Below are 14,494 nucleotides of genomic sequence, written 5' to 3' on the forward strand. Positions count from 1 at the left end.
TCACGGGCAGCAGGATCGCAGCGGTCATGATGCGCCCCCGTTCAGCTTGGCGTCGATCCGGCGAAGCAGCGCGAGCGCTTCGCGATCGGTGTCGAGGTCGAGTTCTGCGCGCTCGGAACTCTTCTGGTCGGCGCGTCGAGACGCGAGCAGGACGAGCGGCGCGGCATAGGCGGCCTGCGTCGAGAACACGAGGTTGAGCAGGATCCACGGAAACGGGTCCCAGTGCGTGCACCAGGCAACGGTGTTCAGAATCATCCACACGACGATCACTGCGGTCTGGCCCCAGATGAATGACCACGAGCCCATCGCGGCGACCGCACGGTCAGCAGCGCGCTCGCCGAAGGTGAGCTGTTCGCCGCTGCGCACGGCCGGGTGACGATGCCAGAGTGCCGGCTTCACTTCGCGGCCGCCGGAATCGTGATGACGGTCGAGCCGTCCTTGCGGGTCTTCACGGTCGCATCGACGTCGATGCGCTGCAGCAGTCCGAGCGCGACCCGGATGACCTGCTTGCGCTGCTGCTTCGAGATGCGTTCGGTCATCGGGCTCACGGGTTGGCCTTCTTCGGCTTGTCGCGCCGCTTCGGCGGCAGTTTCGGCATCAGCCCGTTCTCGCGCATCAGGTGCACGATGCCGGCGGCCACCTGCATGGCGACACGGTTCTCGGTGCCGCCCTTGAAAAGCGGCAGTGAGATGCGGCGTTCGCCGAGGCCGTCGTCGGTGGGGCACATGATCGTGGACAGGTTGTTCGCGAGGACCGCGACCGCCGGGTCAGTCTTGGGCATCGGCAACCTTCGCCTTGAGCGCGGCGATGGTGTCGGCGTCCAGGCGCTCGCCGATGCTGATCTCGTGATCTTCGGGCATGGCTCCTCGCAGAATGTCGATGCGTTGGTCGAGCAACTTGTCGATGTGCGCGGAAATGTCCTTGCGGCGCATTCGGTATCCGTGGCTGTCGAGTCCGTGGTGCGCGAGGCGTAGCGCGGCGTCGATGCGTTCGAGTGGGTTGCTCATCGGGGGCCTGCGGTGATGTTGACGTGGATCTCGGCGCGGTTGATCGCTTCGACGATCAGGCTGATGATCCATTCGCGGATGAGCGCGGTGATCGGCAACATCCGGGCCTCCTTGCGGTGTGGAGGTGCCCATCCGCTGCGACCGCGACGACGCAGCGGATGGACGGGTGAGGATCAGGCGGACAGGCCTGAGACGTACGGGAGAACGTCCTTGAACAGCTTCAGTACGCCGGGAACGAGGTCCAGGACGTCGGTCGCGATGGTGGTGAACATGCGAGTCACCTCCTCTCCGACGATCGAGTGCGGACGGAAGAGGGTGCCGGCCCCGGTCCGGTGAGTGATTTCGGAGTTCCGGGGCCGGACGTGTGTTCGTCGCAGCGCGCAGCAGCGCCTACCGACTGGAGACGGATGCTGGGCGCGCTTGCCGTTGAGCCAGAAAGGACGGGTTGACGCGCTGCGACGAAGATTTTGGGGCTGAAATGCGAATGCGCAGCAGTCCCAATGTGGAGACCGCTCGCGCAAGCGCAGCTTACCAGGATGTGATCCGCATCTTGTCAAGCCTTTCGACGTCCATGTAACGGTGCGCCACGAAGACGTTGCACATGGTCCAGGCGCATCGGTTGTCGGTCGGGGAATCGGGATGGGGAGTGTTCGTGCCACCTGTGCGCGTGCTCATCGTCGGCCTGAGGCCCTTTCCTGCTTGCGAATGAGTTTGAATGCGTCGCCTGCGCGATACAGCGGTCGACGGTCGAACGTCTTGCCTCGAACGCGCAATCGGTTGCGATATGCCCATTCGTGAATTCGTTTCTCCTGCAACATAATACCGCGACGTAGATAGATTGCGTCGATTAGTTCGGCGGCTGTGAGCAGACGATTCTCGATGATCGCATCGAGCCATTGCTGACGCCCCGTCCATGTGTGAGACGCGCCGCATTCGACACACAGGATGATCGGCTCAGAACGGTGCGACCACAGTTCCGCCTGGCACTTCCCGAATGCCGTCGGTGCGTGGCACGGACCCTGAAAGATCTTCATGGCGCGCGCGTCGATCGCACGGACCGAGTCACGAACAACGGATGCGACGCCGTCCATCAGCTCGCCGACCGTGGCCGACTGCCGGAGCGAGTCAACGTTGCCGCGAAGCCATCGCGCGATGCCGGCGGTTGTCGTGTCGCCGTCGTAGACCAGGCCGCGACTCTCGGTAGCATCGCGCGCCCAGGTCGACAGCGTGTTCCGCAGCAGCGCTGCAGCGATCGAAGCGCGCTCGTCGAACGGCAGCGGCGTCTCATCGCTGCCCGTGTGGACGTATCCGACGTTGGGTGCCGCTGTGCGGGACTGGCGGGTCAACGTGACGTCGAGTTCATTCGCGAGCCACTCGGCGGACGTCAAGTCCGCCCGAAGCACCGCTGTGCAGTTGGTGCACAGGAACGCGTCGAGGGCGACAATTGAGCAGTTCACGCATCGGTTCACTTGCGCCCCTTAAGGTTTCGGACTGATCGTCACCACCACGGTGCCGTCAGCTTTCCGCTTGATGTGGATCCACGGGTAGAGCTTCGACTTGAGTCGGGCGATGACCTGGACAACGGTGTCGAGGTCGAGGGTTCTATTGCCAGATGGCAACGGTTGTGGGCTCACAGCAACCCTTCCTGGTCGAGCATGTGGACGATGCCCTCCGCGATCTGTGGGGCGAACGCGTAGGCGCGGACGTGTTTGCCGGCGCGCTCGGGGTCGAGCAGAAAGTCGGTCAGCAGCCCGAGGTCCGGGCCGTGCTCGGCGAGGTGCTCGGCGATCATGTGCGCGTAGGGCTTCGCGATGACCTCGTTGCCGACGAGGTTCACACCGCGCTGGGTGCGCCGGCCATCGCGGTACAGGTCAGCCTCGCGCATCCACTCGACGAGTGCATCGACGACCGGGTCTGACTTGGTGGCCTCGTTGAGCTGGTCGTCGATCAGCTGCTCCATGGTCGGTTCGGTCACAGGTGGCTCTCCGGCCGCCGGGATTGCTCGGCGCCGGTGGCAACGCCCGTGAGGTATGTCCATGCCGAGCGGTAGTCGAACGGACCGCAGGATGATGTGCCGACCAGGATCGACCAGTAGCCGCGCTGTGGACGTCCGTCGATCTCGTACTTCGTTTCGAGCACCCACACTCGAAGGCCGGTGTCGACGCGTGTCCCGGCAGCGAGCCATTCGAGCTTGAGGCGGTCACTCCATGACGATTCGAGTGGTGGCGAGATGCGGGATCCCGTGGCTGTGTGGATTCGGCGCATGTGCGGGAACGGGGTCCGCGGCGGTTCGCACTCGGCGCAGTATCGGCCGCGGTCGGACGCGATAGGCAGGCCACACTCGCCGCAAGCCCACCCGCTGAACGAGGATCCTGTGATCTTCATGCACACCACCCCAGGAGCAGCGCGAGCGCGAGGCGCATCGGCGGGTACTGCAGCGAGTGGCCGCAGGCGGTCCAGGTCGGTCCGGTGGTGTCCATCAGTCCTCCTCGAGGTTGTCGCGGAACTTGCTCAGCGGGAAGGCGAATCCGGACGCGAGCTGATCGGCGGTCGGATGATCGGCGTCCTCCATGTAGCCGATGAACTCCCAGTGCTCGCACCAGTCGCTCGGCAGAGTTCCTGCGCACACGTTGGTTGATTTCGTGGCGCGCGGAACTTCGCACTCACAACCGGTAGGTCGTATCCACACCGGCAACTCGGGATTGCCCGCCATGCTCACGCCGTAGTTGGCCTTCTGGTCGGTCATCAGTCCTCCAGTCGTTCGCGGTACAGGTCGGTTTCGTGGTCGGGGTCCGGTTCGGGCCAGTCGGCCGGCTCCGGTGGGGTGAGATATCGCTCCGAGTCAGTCATCGGCTCGATCCCCACTGCCCATTCCTGGCCTCTGGCCGGTCACGAGAGCGACGAAATCGTCGATCGTCATGAGCACGACCTGATCGCCCGGTTTCGTCGTTAGACGCCTTTTCGCAACAACGAGTGCGATATCCGCATGGTCGTTGCCGCGCTCGATCTCGGCCTCGTCGAGCCACGGCTTGATCTCGACCCGGCCGCCGTAGTTCTTGCACTCGACAACGACGCGCAGACCGTGGACCTTGAGGCCGGTCAAGTCGCCCCGGTCGTTCGTGCCGTTCAGGCGGCGGCGCTCGATCCGATCGTCGATGTGCGCGGCCAGGTACCCGGCGATTTGGGTCTCGAACGTGCGGCCGGCGGCTTTCGCGGAGGCCCGGTTGCGGGTCATCGGTCGATCGCGAACGCGTTGCCGAGCGCCGTCATGCGCGCTTCGAGCTGGTGGTCGATGCGGCCCTCGCGAGCACGACGCTCGATCGCCGTCTCACGCTCGGACCGTTCGCGGCGCAGCTTGCGGGCCTGCGCAATCAGGTGGCTCGGCATGGCCCGGTCGGCGCACTCGCAGTAGTGGTTCGTGACGGCGGCGAGCAGGTCGACGAGCTCGAGCTCGTAGCGGCTGAACGCCTCGGCCCAGCCAGTAGCGAGTGCGGCGTCCGGCTTGCTGAACACCGGGTCGAAGCAGGAGCATTTGGCGAGGACCTTGGCGGCTTCTGCGGGTGTGGTCACTGGTCGATCGCTTTCTGGGAGTTGGGGGTTGCGAGTTGCTGGCCGAGGTTGAGCCAGCCTTCGGCCTTGGCGGTGGAGGTTCCGCGGCCGGGCGTCGCAGTGGCCGGCACGCGTTCGCGGATCACCTCGGACACCAGCGATGGCAGCGTTCGAGGACCGAGGTTCGGTTTGGCGAGCCAGCGTTCGAGCGCCGCGTGCACATCGGGCTCTGGCGTGCCGGACTTGAGCAACGCGCCGGACTCGATCGCGAGCGCGGTCCGGACGGCCTGCGGGTGCTCGATCGGGATCAGCGCGCGAACGAGCTTCCAGCCGTCGACGTCGACCGGCGATCCTGGCGTCTCGGACGGATCGCGCGCGTCACTTACGTGAGATGCCCTAGAAGGTACGTAAGTACCTTCTTTTGCCTTTACTTCTATTGGGGGCGTGACATCACGTGACATGTCACGTGACACGGGGTCGTGACTTTCGCGGGACCGTTGACGCTTCCGGCGCTGCCGTTCCGCGTCGTTCCTGCGGCGTTCGACCAGCTTATTGCCGCTTTCCTGCCACGGGTCCCAGTTGCGGAAGTAGTAGCCGCGGACCGGATTTCCGTCCATGTCCGTGTCGGTTTCAACCCACAAACGGGACGCGATTAGTTCCAAAACTCGTCGCGAAACCGAACGAATTCCGAACGTTTTCAGCACACTTTGGGGCACGAAACCGCGCGTTTCGGCGGCGCCGCAGTAGGCCATCGCCCGGGTGAACAGACGCTCGGCGTCGCCACTGAGACCGGCTACGGCCGGGTCGAGATAGTAGGTCGATGACAGCAGCACGGCCTTCATGCGTCGCCTCCTCTCGTGGGTTGTAGAGCCATCCGGGGCCGACCGTGGCCGGCCCCGGATGGGTGGATCACTCGGTGCTGTCGTTGCCGAACGCTGCGCGCAGCTCGTCTTCGAGCTCGAGCGGCAGCACGGTGGTGCCCGTGCGTTCCTCGAACGCGCGCATGACGAGCCGCTCAAGCTGCTTACGGTCATCGGACCGGCCGATCGGCTCGACGCGGCGCACACGGATCGTGGGGATCGCATCGCCCGTGTCCGTGTCGACCTTCGTGCTGGCGACGTCGAACACGATCACCGCGACGTGCATCTTTGACGGCTCCGATGTGAGCTCATCCTGGATGCTCGGCAGACCGTTGAGACCTTCTGTTCTCGGCAGGGAGCCGCCGAGTCGGACGCCGGAGATGTTCACTCGACCACCTTGAAGCTCGCCGGCGCGGCACACACCTTGCGCGCGTTGTTCTCGGCGTCCTTGCGGCTCGCCCATCGGCGGTGCGAATTGCCGTTGATCTGACCGTTGGCGGTCTTGCGTTCCCAGCGCCACTGGCCTTCCTGCTTGAAGATGCGGACGACGTCCTTGGAGGTGTCACTCATGGTTGGTTCCCTTCTCGTGGTTGGCGTTCGGTGATGCGAGGTGGATGTAGAGGCGCGGCTCACAGGAGTAGGTGGACGCGGCCGTGACGGCTTCGGCGACCTTGCGAACGGCTGCGGCCTCGGTGTCGGTCAGCTCGATCTCGACCCTGGTGTTGTCGTCGCAGCCCTTGGCTGCGACCGTGTAGAGGCTCACGCCGGTTCGCCGTTGGCGAGAAAGTCCAGCACCGCCGCGATCTCGGCCGAGGTGAGCTCGCTGAGGGCCTTGACCGCGTGGCCGACGCGGGCAGCCAGGAAGGCGGGCCGTTCCTCGGTGGTGATGCCGGCGGTGTCGAGTGCGGCGCGCAGCGACTTCACCTCAGCTGCGGTCGCCTTCGCAGGTGCCTCGACCTGGGCAGTGTCCACTTCTGCGCTCGGATTTGAGGCGACGCCGAGCTTCTCGCGCAGCGCCGCGGTGCCGCCGCGGGGACCGGCGACGCGTTCGGATACGACACGGACCGGCTCGGAGTCGAGGTGGGCCATCTCGGCGGCCTCGTGCATGCCGGCGGTGAGCGGGCAGACGCGCCGGTGCGCCTGCGCCTCTGCGCACTTGGCGAGCATGACCGTGGGCATCTTGTCCCACATCGAGTTCGGGCTGCCGTCGCGCTTGGTCTGCACGTATTCGTCCCACGTGGCGACTGTGGTCGCGGTGGCTTGTCCGACCGTGATAGTGACCTCTGCGGCCGCCGGGTAGCCCCACTTGCGCAGCCAGATCTTCTGCGGGTCGCCGTCGGCGTTGTAGAAGACGGGTCGGCCGATCTCGACGATCAGGCCCTTCTCGGACGCGTAGCGGTGGGTGACGGCGCGGAAGCCGTCGATGCCGACCTGGACGGACCACTTCGTTTCCCAGCGTTCGGCTTCGCCGCGGTAGCCGCCGGTCTTCGTCTTGCGGCCGACGAGGTAGACCTGCTTGACGAACGGGTCCAGTCCGGACCGGTCGGAGACAGCCTTGAGCATCGCAATGTCGCCGTCGCTGGCCTCGTCGAGACCGCCGAGCGCGCGGAGCTGGTCGCGCTGCTCCGGCGTCCAGTCGGAGTGGCCGCCGCGGTAAACGCCGCGATCCTCGGTCGTTCCGACGAGGTCGCCGGCGGTCGTTGTCGCGAGTTCGGCGCCGCCCTGGGTGGCGAGTTCAGTGGTCATGCTGCGAGCTCCTTGAGTGAGTCGAGGGACTTTCCGTTGGCGTACAAGCTGACTGCGCCGCCGCGACCCGGTCGCCGGTCTGCGACCTTCTGGTCGAAGCAGTTGGCGGTCTTGGCGTTCTTCATGGCGTCGAGCACGCGGGTCTTGGCGGCGCGTAGCCGCTTATCGATGGCTTTCGCTTCGGCGTCGGCCTCGAGGTACTCGACGGCAAGGTCGGCGTCGAGCTGGACTTCGGTGCCGTCGATCTCCGGATGCAGTGCGCGCACGCAGTTGTAGGTGGCGACCGTGTCGTCGAGCTCGGGCGGGACGTCGAGTGCGAGCGAGGCGTGCCAGGCGCGGCAGCGGTCCTCGATCACTGCGCACAACTCGGGGTCGTACTCGACCTCGTAGGTGTGCCACTGGAAGAACGGGCCCATGACCATCAGGTGCGCCGGCCACTTCGTGAACCCGGTCAGGTGCATCTGGAACTGGACCTGCGCGAGGTAGTCGGCGGGGGCCTGGTCGGTGAAGTCGTCGCCCCAGTCGGCAAGGTCGCGCGTGGTCTTGAACTCGACGATGCGCCGAGCCCCGCCGCGCCGGGCACGCCGGTCGAGGGTGCACACCGCGGGGAAGCCGAGATCGTCGCGCGTGATCCGGACCTCGCCGGGCGAGAGGAGCCAGCCGGGATTCTCGTTGCGCCACAGGTACGCGAGCGCGGGCTCGAACGCGTGGCCGGCAGTGAAGATGTCCTTCGGTCCCTCGGTGGGAACGAGTCCCTTCTGTCGATGCCAGAGGCGGTAGGGCGATTCGTAGCGGCTGACGCCGAGGATGGCGGCAACCTTGGACGGGCTGATCGTGCGTAGCCACTGCTCACCGCCGGGGGCGAGCGGATCGGTGGTCTTCATCAGCGAACCGCCTGCATCTGCCCGAGGGCCACGTCGATGACGTTGGTGTCGACGGGCTTCTCGTCGAGGCCGGAAATCCTGCGCCATGCGTCGATGGCGTGGTTCGTGAACTCGATGAGGGCGGCGGACTCGGCGGCGGACTCGGCGGCGGACTCGGCGGCGGACCAGGCGGCGGACCAGGCGGCGGACTCGGCGGCGGACCAGGCGGCGGACTCGGCGGCGGACCAGGCGGCGGACTCGGCGGCGGACCAGGCGGCGGACCGGGCGGCGGACTCGGCGGCGGACCAGGCGGCGGACCGGGCAGCGGACCCGGCGGCGGACTCGGCGGCGGACCAGGCGGCGGACCGGGCGGCGGACTCGGCGGCGGACCAGGCGGCGGACCGGGCGCTTTCCATCTCACCTTTGGCGACCTTGCGGTGCATCTCCGCGATGCGCTCGATCACGACAGCGCCGTCCTTGTCGGCCGCACGGATCGCACCCCACACCGGCGAGGTGAGCATCTCCGCCATCCACTCGTGAATCACCGAGTCCGACACGCCTGCGGTGCCGACGGTGCGCCAGCCGAGATCGAGGGCGATCACGGCGTTCTCGGGCGACAGGAACCCGTCTGGCCCGGCCAGGTTGTCATTGACCATCTGCACCAGCGACGCCAGCGGACGCGCCGAACAGGACGGGTAGTCGGTGATCTTGGTGTCACCGTTGATGTAGCTGATGACGTTCATGGCGCAGCCCTTGCCACTGCCGGCGCTGTGCGAGCCCTGCGCGAGACGAAGCGGGTTGGTGATGCGGGACAGGTCGAGATCAGTCATTTCATGGCTCCTGCGAGTCGGAGGTTGTCGGGATGGGTCTTGTGGATGCCGTTGGGGCCGTATTCGACCCAGATCCAGCGGTGGTCGACGTGGTCGATGACGCCGCTCTCGTCGACTTGCCTGGACGGTCCGGGCCGTGCGGGCGACGTGTAGGCGACCGAGTAGCCGATGTGGATGCGCGCCTGCTCGAGGGTCATGCTGCGACCACCTCCGCCGCTGCAGCCGCCTCGGCGCGGATTTGGCTCATGCAGTACAGGCACTGGTTCTTGTTGCTGGACATGACCGTTCCCGGGTGCACGTCGCGCGTGGACCGCGACGGCCGCATGGACTTGTTGCACCGCTGGCACGGACGCGGCCACTGGACGGTCTGCTTGCGGCCGCGAGGGCTGCGCGCCGGCGGGTCGCCGAGTCCAGCGTCGGCTGCGGCCTGCTGTAGATGCCACGTGGTCTCGATCATCTGGCCGGCCACGACCATGCCGGTCAGCTTCATCTCGACGGCGTTGCGCAGGCACGCGAGCTGCACATCGGTCGGGCATCCTGCGCACAGCTGCCTCGCGATCGCGGGCCGGTCGCGCTTCGGCAGCGGCAGATTCTCGATGACCCAGCGCTCGGGGTCCTGTCCGGCGCAGCGGCCGCGGTTGCGCCAGTCCACGTAGGTGGTCATGAGCGGACCGCCTCGGCGACGAGGTACACGAACTCGACCGCGCCGTCACGCGACCACTCGATGCTGATGCACTCGCGGTCGTCCTGGCTTGCGTGGTGGTAGCCGGAGTAGTTGGTGACGGTCCACTCGCCGCTGCCGATCGGTTTCGGCAGGTGGTCGAGCATGTTGGAGAAGTCGGGCTTGTCCCAGGCGTCGGCGGGATCGTTCACGACCACACCTCCAGGAACGTGCCGGCCTTGATCACCCCGAGGCTGAGGAGCGCGAGGCCGACGAGGACGGACAGGTCGTAGGCGAGGTTGCCGAGTGTGCTCATCCGTGGATCTCCGTCCACCACAGGCCCAGTCCGAGCACGACGCCCATCGAGGCGCCGGCGGTGAAGCCGCGGGCGATGTCGAGCCAGTTGGTCGGGCGCGCGGGCTCCGGGTCGTCGTCGTAGACGACCTCCTTGTCGGCCTCGGTGGGCCACTGCGGCCAGGAGGTGAGTTCGCCGCGGTCGACGGCGAAGTAGGGGATCGGCTCGTCGAGGCCGGCGGTCAGCGCGTCGTACGTGATCGAGTAGTCGCGGACGTCGATTGCGGTCATCACGCGGCCTCGATCCCGAGCAGCGCGAACAGGCCATCCGGCCCGTGGTTCGGGACGATGTACCGCGTTCCGACGCGAATCACGCGGCACGGAAACTCGCCCTTGCTCGCGAGCACATAGCCGGTCGACTTCCCGATGCCGAGGGCTCGACAGGCGGTTTGCAGGTCTGCGCTCGCTCCGAGGGCGAGCAGTTCACTCTTGTTCATCGGGGGCTCCTTGCGAAGAAGTTGCGGATCCGGATTGCCGAGCGGGCCTGGTCGAGGCGGCGCACGCGCTCGGCCTCGATCTGCTCGGGGGTGAGGACCTCGAACGTGACGGTCGTGGTGTTGGTGTCCGGGTTGAATTGCGAGCCGGTCTGCCGAATCCACTGGCCGTCAACATCCTTGGTGGCCTGCAGGTTGACCTCTCCGGTGGAGAATCGGCGCCCGGGGAAGGTGAGGGTTCGACGCTCGTTCATCGGCTGGTCTCCAATGCGAAGACAGCCGCCGCGGCGCCGCCGGTGTTGATCGCGGCGAGGGCGAAGTGGATCGAGTCGCCCGTGCTGAACGCGAGGATGATCTGCAACACCGCGAACAGGACGTTCGCGACGGCGAGGCACCGGAAGCTCGTGCGTGCCAGGCGTGCACGGGTGCGGGTGTTCATGCCTGCACCGCCATCAGCTCGAGCATCAGATGGTCCCGCACCTGCTCGGGCAGCACATCGAGAGACTGTGTCTGCACGTTCACGGCCGCTTCGCGGCCGAACATTCGGGCGAAGATGCCGACCCGCTTGTTCAGTGCGTCCCACTTCTCGTCGCTGACCGCGCAGACCTCGAGTACGAAGCGCTTCTCGCAGTCACACCCGACTGTTTGGCATGCCTCGGCGGCAATGCCCGTGACGAAGACCCTCACCGGGCGGCCGCCTTCGCAATCTCGTTGCGCTCGCGCAGGATCGCGAGTTCGGCGCAGACGGTCGCGATGAGGTGCTCGGCGTCCTTCTCGGTGAGGTAGAGCGTCGCGGAGCCGTGTTCGTCGGCGGAGTCGAATCGCAGCTTCATGCCGAATGTGTCGTCCTCGTTCTCGTGCACCACAGCGAAGGTGCGCACGGTCGGCACGTAGGTGTGCAGGTGTGCGTCCATCAGTGCCCCCGGTTGATTCGGCGGGACTTGCGGGCGGCCTTGTTGCGGCGCCGGCGCTCCGCGACGGTCGCGGCCGGGACGGTGCCGCCGTAGATGTGCGCCTGCTGCTGCAGGGAGAGCAGCGCGGTGCGCTCGTCGGAGCGCTCGACGGTGAACGCGGGGTGCTGCATGTCAGTTGCCCTTCATGGCGAGGAGGAGGAAGTCAGCGAGCGCGGCGGACATCGCCTCGGCGGCGGCGCGGATCAGGTCGGCCTGGTCGCGGTCGGCTCGGCCGCCATGGAAGTGGACGACCGGCGAGGTGAGCTGGGCGCTCCTCGCGGCCGCGTTCATGGCGCGCTCGACGACGGCGAGGCGTTTGTCGAGATTGCCGAGGGTGCGCAGCGTCTTCTCGATGCGGTCGAGCTGCTGGCCGAGGGTCGCGACGCGGGCGTCGTCGAGCACGACGTCTTCGGCGAGCTCGTCGAGCTTGGCCATGAACCGCTCGAGGTGCTGCAGAGTCACGGTGGGGGTGGTGGTCGTAGAATCCACGGTGGTTTCCTTTCGTGGTGATCGCGGGCCGTCAGGTGTGGGTGCACCTGACGGCCCTTCTCTTGCGGTTTGAGGGTCAAACTCCCTAAGACTGCGGGGTGACCATGCGCAATTTGCCCCGCAGAAGGGCGGCGAGACGGTCAAGCGTTTCGGCGGGTGCCTTGCCGACGCTTTCCACCCATTCGTCGATCGCCTGCTGGCTCAGTTCCATGCACCAACCTCCGTTGAATCTCTGAGAGGAACGCGGCACCGATGGCGCGGCTGAGCTCGTCTGAAGCCCCCCGGCGCCCGGTCTCCGCGTAGAGGACAGTTGTTGTGCCCCATGGGCTCCCGCTTTCACGAGGGTCCATCAGGTCGACCAGGTCACGGACGGACAGTCCGAGAGCTTCGCGCGTCTGCCGAATCGGCATCCGCGCCCAGTTGGTGGCTTCGCCACGCTGCGCGTCGTACTTCGCTTGTTGCGCCTTGGTGACCATGCCCTAGAGCCTATCCCGCAAATTGCGGATTTGGAAGCGCAATCTGTGGGTGATCACAGTTCGGCGTGTCGAATAGGGCGACAGGTTTTGTAGCTGAGTTAAAGATGCAGGTCAAATGCCCGGTATGTCCGTTCTGTAACCTGTTTCACACACATGTTGTGTTCACCAGACATCGGGGTAACATCAACCGCATGGCCTCAAACTGCGACCGCCTCGCCCAAATCTTGGCCACCAGGCGCGAAGAATTGGGACTGACCCAGGAAGACGTCCAGGAGCGCGGCGGACCATCCGCAAATACCGTCCGAGAGTGGGAACGCGGAAACATCCCCACCGGACGCACACCCCGCAAAACAATGTGGGCATTCGACACCGCGCTCGACTGGGAACGAGGAAGCACCGAACGCGTACGGGCCGGCGAAGGCGACCCGGAACCGCTACTACCGCACTCCGTGACCAGCGCGCAGAACGGGATCGTTGAGTCCAAGCTTGGCGTCCCGATGGGCACCGTGCGGCTACAAGACCTCACTGAAGCGATGCTTGAAGCTCAACGACTCAAGGAACTCGCGGCCGCCGGCAGTGACATAGTCGAACTGTCCGAGGAGATCGCCGACCGACTCAGTGCCATTCTCGTCGACGCTGTTACCTCGCGACTGAGCCCCGGCGGAATCGCCTCGACCATTCGCTCGCTGGGAAACCTAGAACGGTAACCGCGAACAGTGTTTAGCCGATATGCGACACTCCGTTAGTGAACAAGATTGCGCTTGCGGAGTGCGGCGAATGCACTGGCTGCGATACCGACGGACCCTGTCGGATCCTGCTTCAGCCCGCCTTCCGCGCCGCCGGGGATGAGCTTCTGCGCCGCGCTCACCGTTTCGTGTCCGTGCTACTTCCACTTGGCGACGACGCTGTGGGGGTCGAATGATCTCCCGCGCGCCTCTGTAGGGAGGATCTTCACCGTCAGGGACGACCGCACGGCATCGCGTTTGTCTGCGATCGGTAGATCGTCCCAGCGTGGTCCGGCGTCGGGGCCGGCCAGGGCAGCGAGCGTCCGATTCGGAATCACCGGGACGGCCGCAGACTTCGCTTCCTGCAGCTTCGGTTCGAGCTGCGCTTCGATCCGGGCAAGCATGGCCACGGTGATCTCACCCGCAACGTAGGCGTCGGCCGCGTCGGCCAACTTCTTCTCGATCGCCCGCACCGCGAGGGTCGCGTCGCGAACCTGGTCGGTACCCGTGTCAGCAAGACGCGCCGCGAAGTCAGGGTCGGCGAGCGTCTTGACGATGACGGCGCGGACGAGACGGTCGACCTGGCGCTGACTGCGGGCCACGTGCGCATTCACGCACTGATACTTCGGGTAGCGGCCGCCATTCAGTCTGCGCACCGGGGATCCGCACACTCCGCACTGAGCGATGCCGGAGAGCAGGTGCACCGGGGCAGTGCCGCGCGGGTTCTTCCGCGACGGGTCGCCGAGCAGTGCGACGACGGCGTAGTGCTCCTCGAGGGAGATCAGCGGCTCCCACGTGCCCTCGGTGATGACGCCGTGGTGCGTGCGCAGGCCTGCGTACACCGGCCGGCGGATCAGCGCGCCGAGGTCGTTCGGCCGCCACCGCTTCGACGAGCCCGGCGTGCTGACGCCGCGCGCATCGAGGTTGGCGGCAACGGACCGTAACGAGTCGCCGGCGAGCACGCGCGCGACGACCTCGCGCACGATGGGCGCTTCGGTGTCGTGAGGGACGCGCGCCGTGACCCTCCCGGTGTCCTGATCGTGGACAGCCTTGTAGCCGTACGGAACCCGTCCGTGTGGTTCGCCCTTCTCTGCACTGGCCCGAGTGGATCGCAGCACGCGGTCGCGCGTCTCGTCGCTGGCCTTCGCGGCGACGAGGGCGTCGATGCCCATCGAGAAGCGGTCATTGCCGTCGTTGGGGTTGTAGGTGCGGCCGGAGTAGTTGATGAGCACCTGGCGCTCGGCGGCCTCGTCGATGAGGTCGAGGGTCACGCGTGCGTCACGGGCGACGCGTGACGCTTCCCAGAACACGAGGATGGTTCCGGCGGAGAGTGTTTCGCGCAGCTGCTGGAACGCGGGCCGAGTCTTCTTGGACCATCGGGATGCGCCGCGGTCGTTGTCGGTCAGCACCGCCTCGATGGGCCAGCCTTCGCGTTCGCAGACGCGCCGGCAGTCGGCCTCCTGCTCGGCGACGGACCGCCCGTGGGCGCGGTCTGCGGAAACGCGGGTGTAGATGATCGCGCGGTTTACAGTTCGCGGCATGTGGAC

The 14,494-nt window shown here is 66.4% G+C and carries 31 protein-coding genes; 1 reads left to right on the forward strand and 30 read right to left on the reverse strand.

Annotation, left to right across the window (positions count from 1 at the left end; all coding sequences use genetic code 11):
* Positions 1-24: 24 nt before the first annotated feature.
* From G4X40_RS20020 to G4X40_RS20160, 29 genes are all read right to left on the reverse strand, one after another.
* The gene (locus G4X40_RS20020) at positions 25-399 is read right to left on the reverse strand and encodes a DUF1003 domain-containing protein (protein ID WP_277835125.1); all 375 of its coding nucleotides are present in this window, start codon (positions 397-399) and stop codon (positions 25-27) included.
* Positions 396-548 carry a hypothetical protein gene (locus tag G4X40_RS20025; RefSeq protein ID WP_277835127.1) on the reverse strand — a complete coding sequence of 51 codons (153 nt, stop codon included), beginning with the start codon at positions 546-548 and terminating at the stop codon, positions 396-398. The genes G4X40_RS20020 and G4X40_RS20025 overlap by 4 nt, the downstream gene beginning before the upstream one ends.
* Positions 545-781 carry a hypothetical protein gene (locus G4X40_RS20030; RefSeq protein ID WP_277835129.1) on the reverse strand — a complete coding sequence of 79 codons (237 nt, stop codon included), beginning with the start codon at positions 779-781 and terminating at the stop codon, positions 545-547. Before G4X40_RS20030 ends, G4X40_RS20025 begins: the two co-directional genes overlap by 4 nt.
* Positions 768-1,007 carry a hypothetical protein gene (locus G4X40_RS20035; RefSeq protein ID WP_277835130.1) on the reverse strand — a complete coding sequence of 80 codons (240 nt, stop codon included), beginning with the start codon at positions 1,005-1,007 and terminating at the stop codon, positions 768-770. The genes G4X40_RS20030 and G4X40_RS20035 overlap by 14 nt, the downstream gene beginning before the upstream one ends.
* Before the next feature lie 671 nt (positions 1,008-1,678).
* Complete coding sequence (locus tag G4X40_RS20040; RefSeq protein WP_277835131.1) at positions 1,679-2,476, reverse strand: hypothetical protein; 798 nt, start codon at positions 2,474-2,476, stop codon at positions 1,679-1,681.
* A 161-nt stretch (positions 2,477-2,637) separates the two neighbouring features.
* Positions 2,638-2,982, reverse strand: a complete 345-nt coding sequence (locus G4X40_RS20045) for a hypothetical protein (RefSeq protein ID WP_277835133.1) — start codon at positions 2,980-2,982, stop codon at positions 2,638-2,640.
* Complete coding sequence (locus G4X40_RS20050) at positions 2,979-3,146, reverse strand: hypothetical protein (RefSeq protein ID WP_277835135.1); 168 nt, start codon at positions 3,144-3,146, stop codon at positions 2,979-2,981. The genes G4X40_RS20045 and G4X40_RS20050 overlap by 4 nt, the downstream gene beginning before the upstream one ends.
* Positions 3,147-3,486: 340 nt before the next feature.
* On the reverse strand, positions 3,487-3,753 hold the full coding sequence (locus G4X40_RS20055) for a hypothetical protein (protein WP_277835137.1): 267 nt from the start codon (positions 3,751-3,753) through the stop codon (positions 3,487-3,489).
* Between the two features lie 96 nt (positions 3,754-3,849).
* Positions 3,850-4,242: a hypothetical protein gene (locus G4X40_RS20060; protein WP_277835139.1), complete on the reverse strand. Its 393-nt coding sequence runs from the start codon at positions 4,240-4,242 to the stop codon at positions 3,850-3,852.
* The gene (locus G4X40_RS20065; RefSeq protein ID WP_277835140.1) at positions 4,239-4,577 is read right to left on the reverse strand and encodes a hypothetical protein; all 339 of its coding nucleotides are present in this window, start codon (positions 4,575-4,577) and stop codon (positions 4,239-4,241) included. Before G4X40_RS20065 ends, G4X40_RS20060 begins: the two co-directional genes overlap by 4 nt.
* A complete protein-coding gene (locus G4X40_RS20070) occupies positions 4,574-5,398 on the reverse strand; it encodes a hypothetical protein (protein WP_277835141.1) in 825 nt (274 codons plus the stop codon). Before G4X40_RS20070 ends, G4X40_RS20065 begins: the two co-directional genes overlap by 4 nt.
* A 67-nt stretch (positions 5,399-5,465) precedes the next feature.
* On the reverse strand, positions 5,466-5,702 hold the full coding sequence (locus G4X40_RS20075; RefSeq protein WP_277835143.1) for a hypothetical protein: 237 nt from the start codon (positions 5,700-5,702) through the stop codon (positions 5,466-5,468).
* Positions 5,703-5,800: 98 nt separating this feature from the next.
* The gene (locus G4X40_RS20080) at positions 5,801-5,986 is read right to left on the reverse strand and encodes a hypothetical protein (RefSeq protein WP_277835145.1); all 186 of its coding nucleotides are present in this window, start codon (positions 5,984-5,986) and stop codon (positions 5,801-5,803) included.
* Entirely contained in the window at positions 5,979-6,179 is a 201-nt protein-coding gene (locus tag G4X40_RS20085; RefSeq protein ID WP_277835146.1) for a hypothetical protein, read from the reverse strand. Before G4X40_RS20085 ends, G4X40_RS20080 begins: the two co-directional genes overlap by 8 nt.
* Positions 6,176-7,162 (reverse strand): recombinase RecT, encoded by a 987-nt coding sequence (locus G4X40_RS20090; RefSeq protein WP_277835147.1) that lies wholly within the window; start codon positions 7,160-7,162, stop codon positions 6,176-6,178. Before G4X40_RS20090 ends, G4X40_RS20085 begins: the two co-directional genes overlap by 4 nt.
* Positions 7,159-8,046, reverse strand: a complete 888-nt coding sequence (locus G4X40_RS20095; RefSeq protein ID WP_277835148.1) for a YqaJ viral recombinase family protein — start codon at positions 8,044-8,046, stop codon at positions 7,159-7,161. The genes G4X40_RS20090 and G4X40_RS20095 overlap by 4 nt, the downstream gene beginning before the upstream one ends.
* The gene (locus G4X40_RS20100; RefSeq protein WP_277835150.1) at positions 8,046-8,855 is read right to left on the reverse strand and encodes a hypothetical protein; all 810 of its coding nucleotides are present in this window, start codon (positions 8,853-8,855) and stop codon (positions 8,046-8,048) included. Before G4X40_RS20100 ends, G4X40_RS20095 begins: the two co-directional genes overlap by 1 nt.
* Entirely contained in the window at positions 8,852-9,052 is a 201-nt protein-coding gene (locus G4X40_RS20105; protein ID WP_277835151.1) for a hypothetical protein, read from the reverse strand. The genes G4X40_RS20100 and G4X40_RS20105 overlap by 4 nt, the downstream gene beginning before the upstream one ends.
* Positions 9,049-9,519, reverse strand: coding sequence for a WhiB family transcriptional regulator (locus G4X40_RS20110; protein ID WP_277835154.1), 471 nt, complete (start codon positions 9,517-9,519; stop codon positions 9,049-9,051). Before G4X40_RS20110 ends, G4X40_RS20105 begins: the two co-directional genes overlap by 4 nt.
* Positions 9,516-9,728, reverse strand: a complete 213-nt coding sequence (locus tag G4X40_RS20115) for a hypothetical protein (RefSeq protein ID WP_277835155.1) — start codon at positions 9,726-9,728, stop codon at positions 9,516-9,518. Before G4X40_RS20115 ends, G4X40_RS20110 begins: the two co-directional genes overlap by 4 nt.
* Before the next feature lie 100 nt (positions 9,729-9,828).
* The gene (locus tag G4X40_RS20120; protein WP_277835157.1) at positions 9,829-10,101 is read right to left on the reverse strand and encodes a hypothetical protein; all 273 of its coding nucleotides are present in this window, start codon (positions 10,099-10,101) and stop codon (positions 9,829-9,831) included.
* The gene (locus G4X40_RS20125; protein ID WP_277835159.1) at positions 10,101-10,307 is read right to left on the reverse strand and encodes a DNA-binding protein; all 207 of its coding nucleotides are present in this window, start codon (positions 10,305-10,307) and stop codon (positions 10,101-10,103) included. The genes G4X40_RS20120 and G4X40_RS20125 overlap by 1 nt, the downstream gene beginning before the upstream one ends.
* Positions 10,304-10,558: a hypothetical protein gene (locus G4X40_RS20130; RefSeq protein ID WP_277835162.1), complete on the reverse strand. Its 255-nt coding sequence runs from the start codon at positions 10,556-10,558 to the stop codon at positions 10,304-10,306. The genes G4X40_RS20125 and G4X40_RS20130 overlap by 4 nt, the downstream gene beginning before the upstream one ends.
* Positions 10,555-10,743 carry a hypothetical protein gene (locus tag G4X40_RS20135; protein ID WP_277835163.1) on the reverse strand — a complete coding sequence of 63 codons (189 nt, stop codon included), beginning with the start codon at positions 10,741-10,743 and terminating at the stop codon, positions 10,555-10,557. Before G4X40_RS20135 ends, G4X40_RS20130 begins: the two co-directional genes overlap by 4 nt.
* Positions 10,740-10,991: a hypothetical protein gene (locus G4X40_RS20140; RefSeq protein WP_277835164.1), complete on the reverse strand. Its 252-nt coding sequence runs from the start codon at positions 10,989-10,991 to the stop codon at positions 10,740-10,742. Before G4X40_RS20140 ends, G4X40_RS20135 begins: the two co-directional genes overlap by 4 nt.
* Positions 10,988-11,218: a hypothetical protein gene (locus G4X40_RS20145; protein WP_277835166.1), complete on the reverse strand. Its 231-nt coding sequence runs from the start codon at positions 11,216-11,218 to the stop codon at positions 10,988-10,990. The genes G4X40_RS20140 and G4X40_RS20145 overlap by 4 nt, the downstream gene beginning before the upstream one ends.
* A complete protein-coding gene (locus G4X40_RS20150) occupies positions 11,218-11,388 on the reverse strand; it encodes a hypothetical protein (RefSeq protein WP_277835168.1) in 171 nt (56 codons plus the stop codon). The genes G4X40_RS20145 and G4X40_RS20150 overlap by 1 nt, the downstream gene beginning before the upstream one ends.
* 1 nt (position 11,389) lies before the next feature.
* Positions 11,390-11,746 (reverse strand): hypothetical protein, encoded by a 357-nt coding sequence (locus tag G4X40_RS20155; RefSeq protein ID WP_277835169.1) that lies wholly within the window; start codon positions 11,744-11,746, stop codon positions 11,390-11,392.
* A gap of 85 nt (positions 11,747-11,831) precedes the next feature.
* On the reverse strand, positions 11,832-11,957 hold the full coding sequence (locus tag G4X40_RS20160) for a hypothetical protein (RefSeq protein WP_277835171.1): 126 nt from the start codon (positions 11,955-11,957) through the stop codon (positions 11,832-11,834).
* A 456-nt stretch (positions 11,958-12,413) separates the two neighbouring features.
* On the opposite strand from G4X40_RS20160, the gene G4X40_RS20165 reads away from it, so the two are divergent.
* The gene (locus G4X40_RS20165; RefSeq protein ID WP_277835172.1) at positions 12,414-12,929 is read left to right on the forward strand and encodes a helix-turn-helix domain-containing protein; all 516 of its coding nucleotides are present in this window, start codon (positions 12,414-12,416) and stop codon (positions 12,927-12,929) included.
* Positions 12,930-13,105: 176 nt separating this feature from the next.
* On the opposite strand, the gene G4X40_RS20170 is transcribed toward G4X40_RS20165, so the two are convergent.
* Positions 13,106-14,488, reverse strand: coding sequence for a recombinase family protein (locus G4X40_RS20170; RefSeq protein ID WP_277835173.1), 1,383 nt, complete (start codon positions 14,486-14,488; stop codon positions 13,106-13,108).
* Positions 14,489-14,494 lie beyond the last annotated feature (6 nt).

Origin of the sequence: Speluncibacter jeojiensis (genome assembly GCF_029589495.1) — a bacterium.
In the GTDB taxonomy this organism is placed as follows: domain Bacteria; phylum Actinomycetota; class Actinomycetes; order Mycobacteriales; family Mycobacteriaceae; genus Speluncibacter; species Speluncibacter jeojiensis.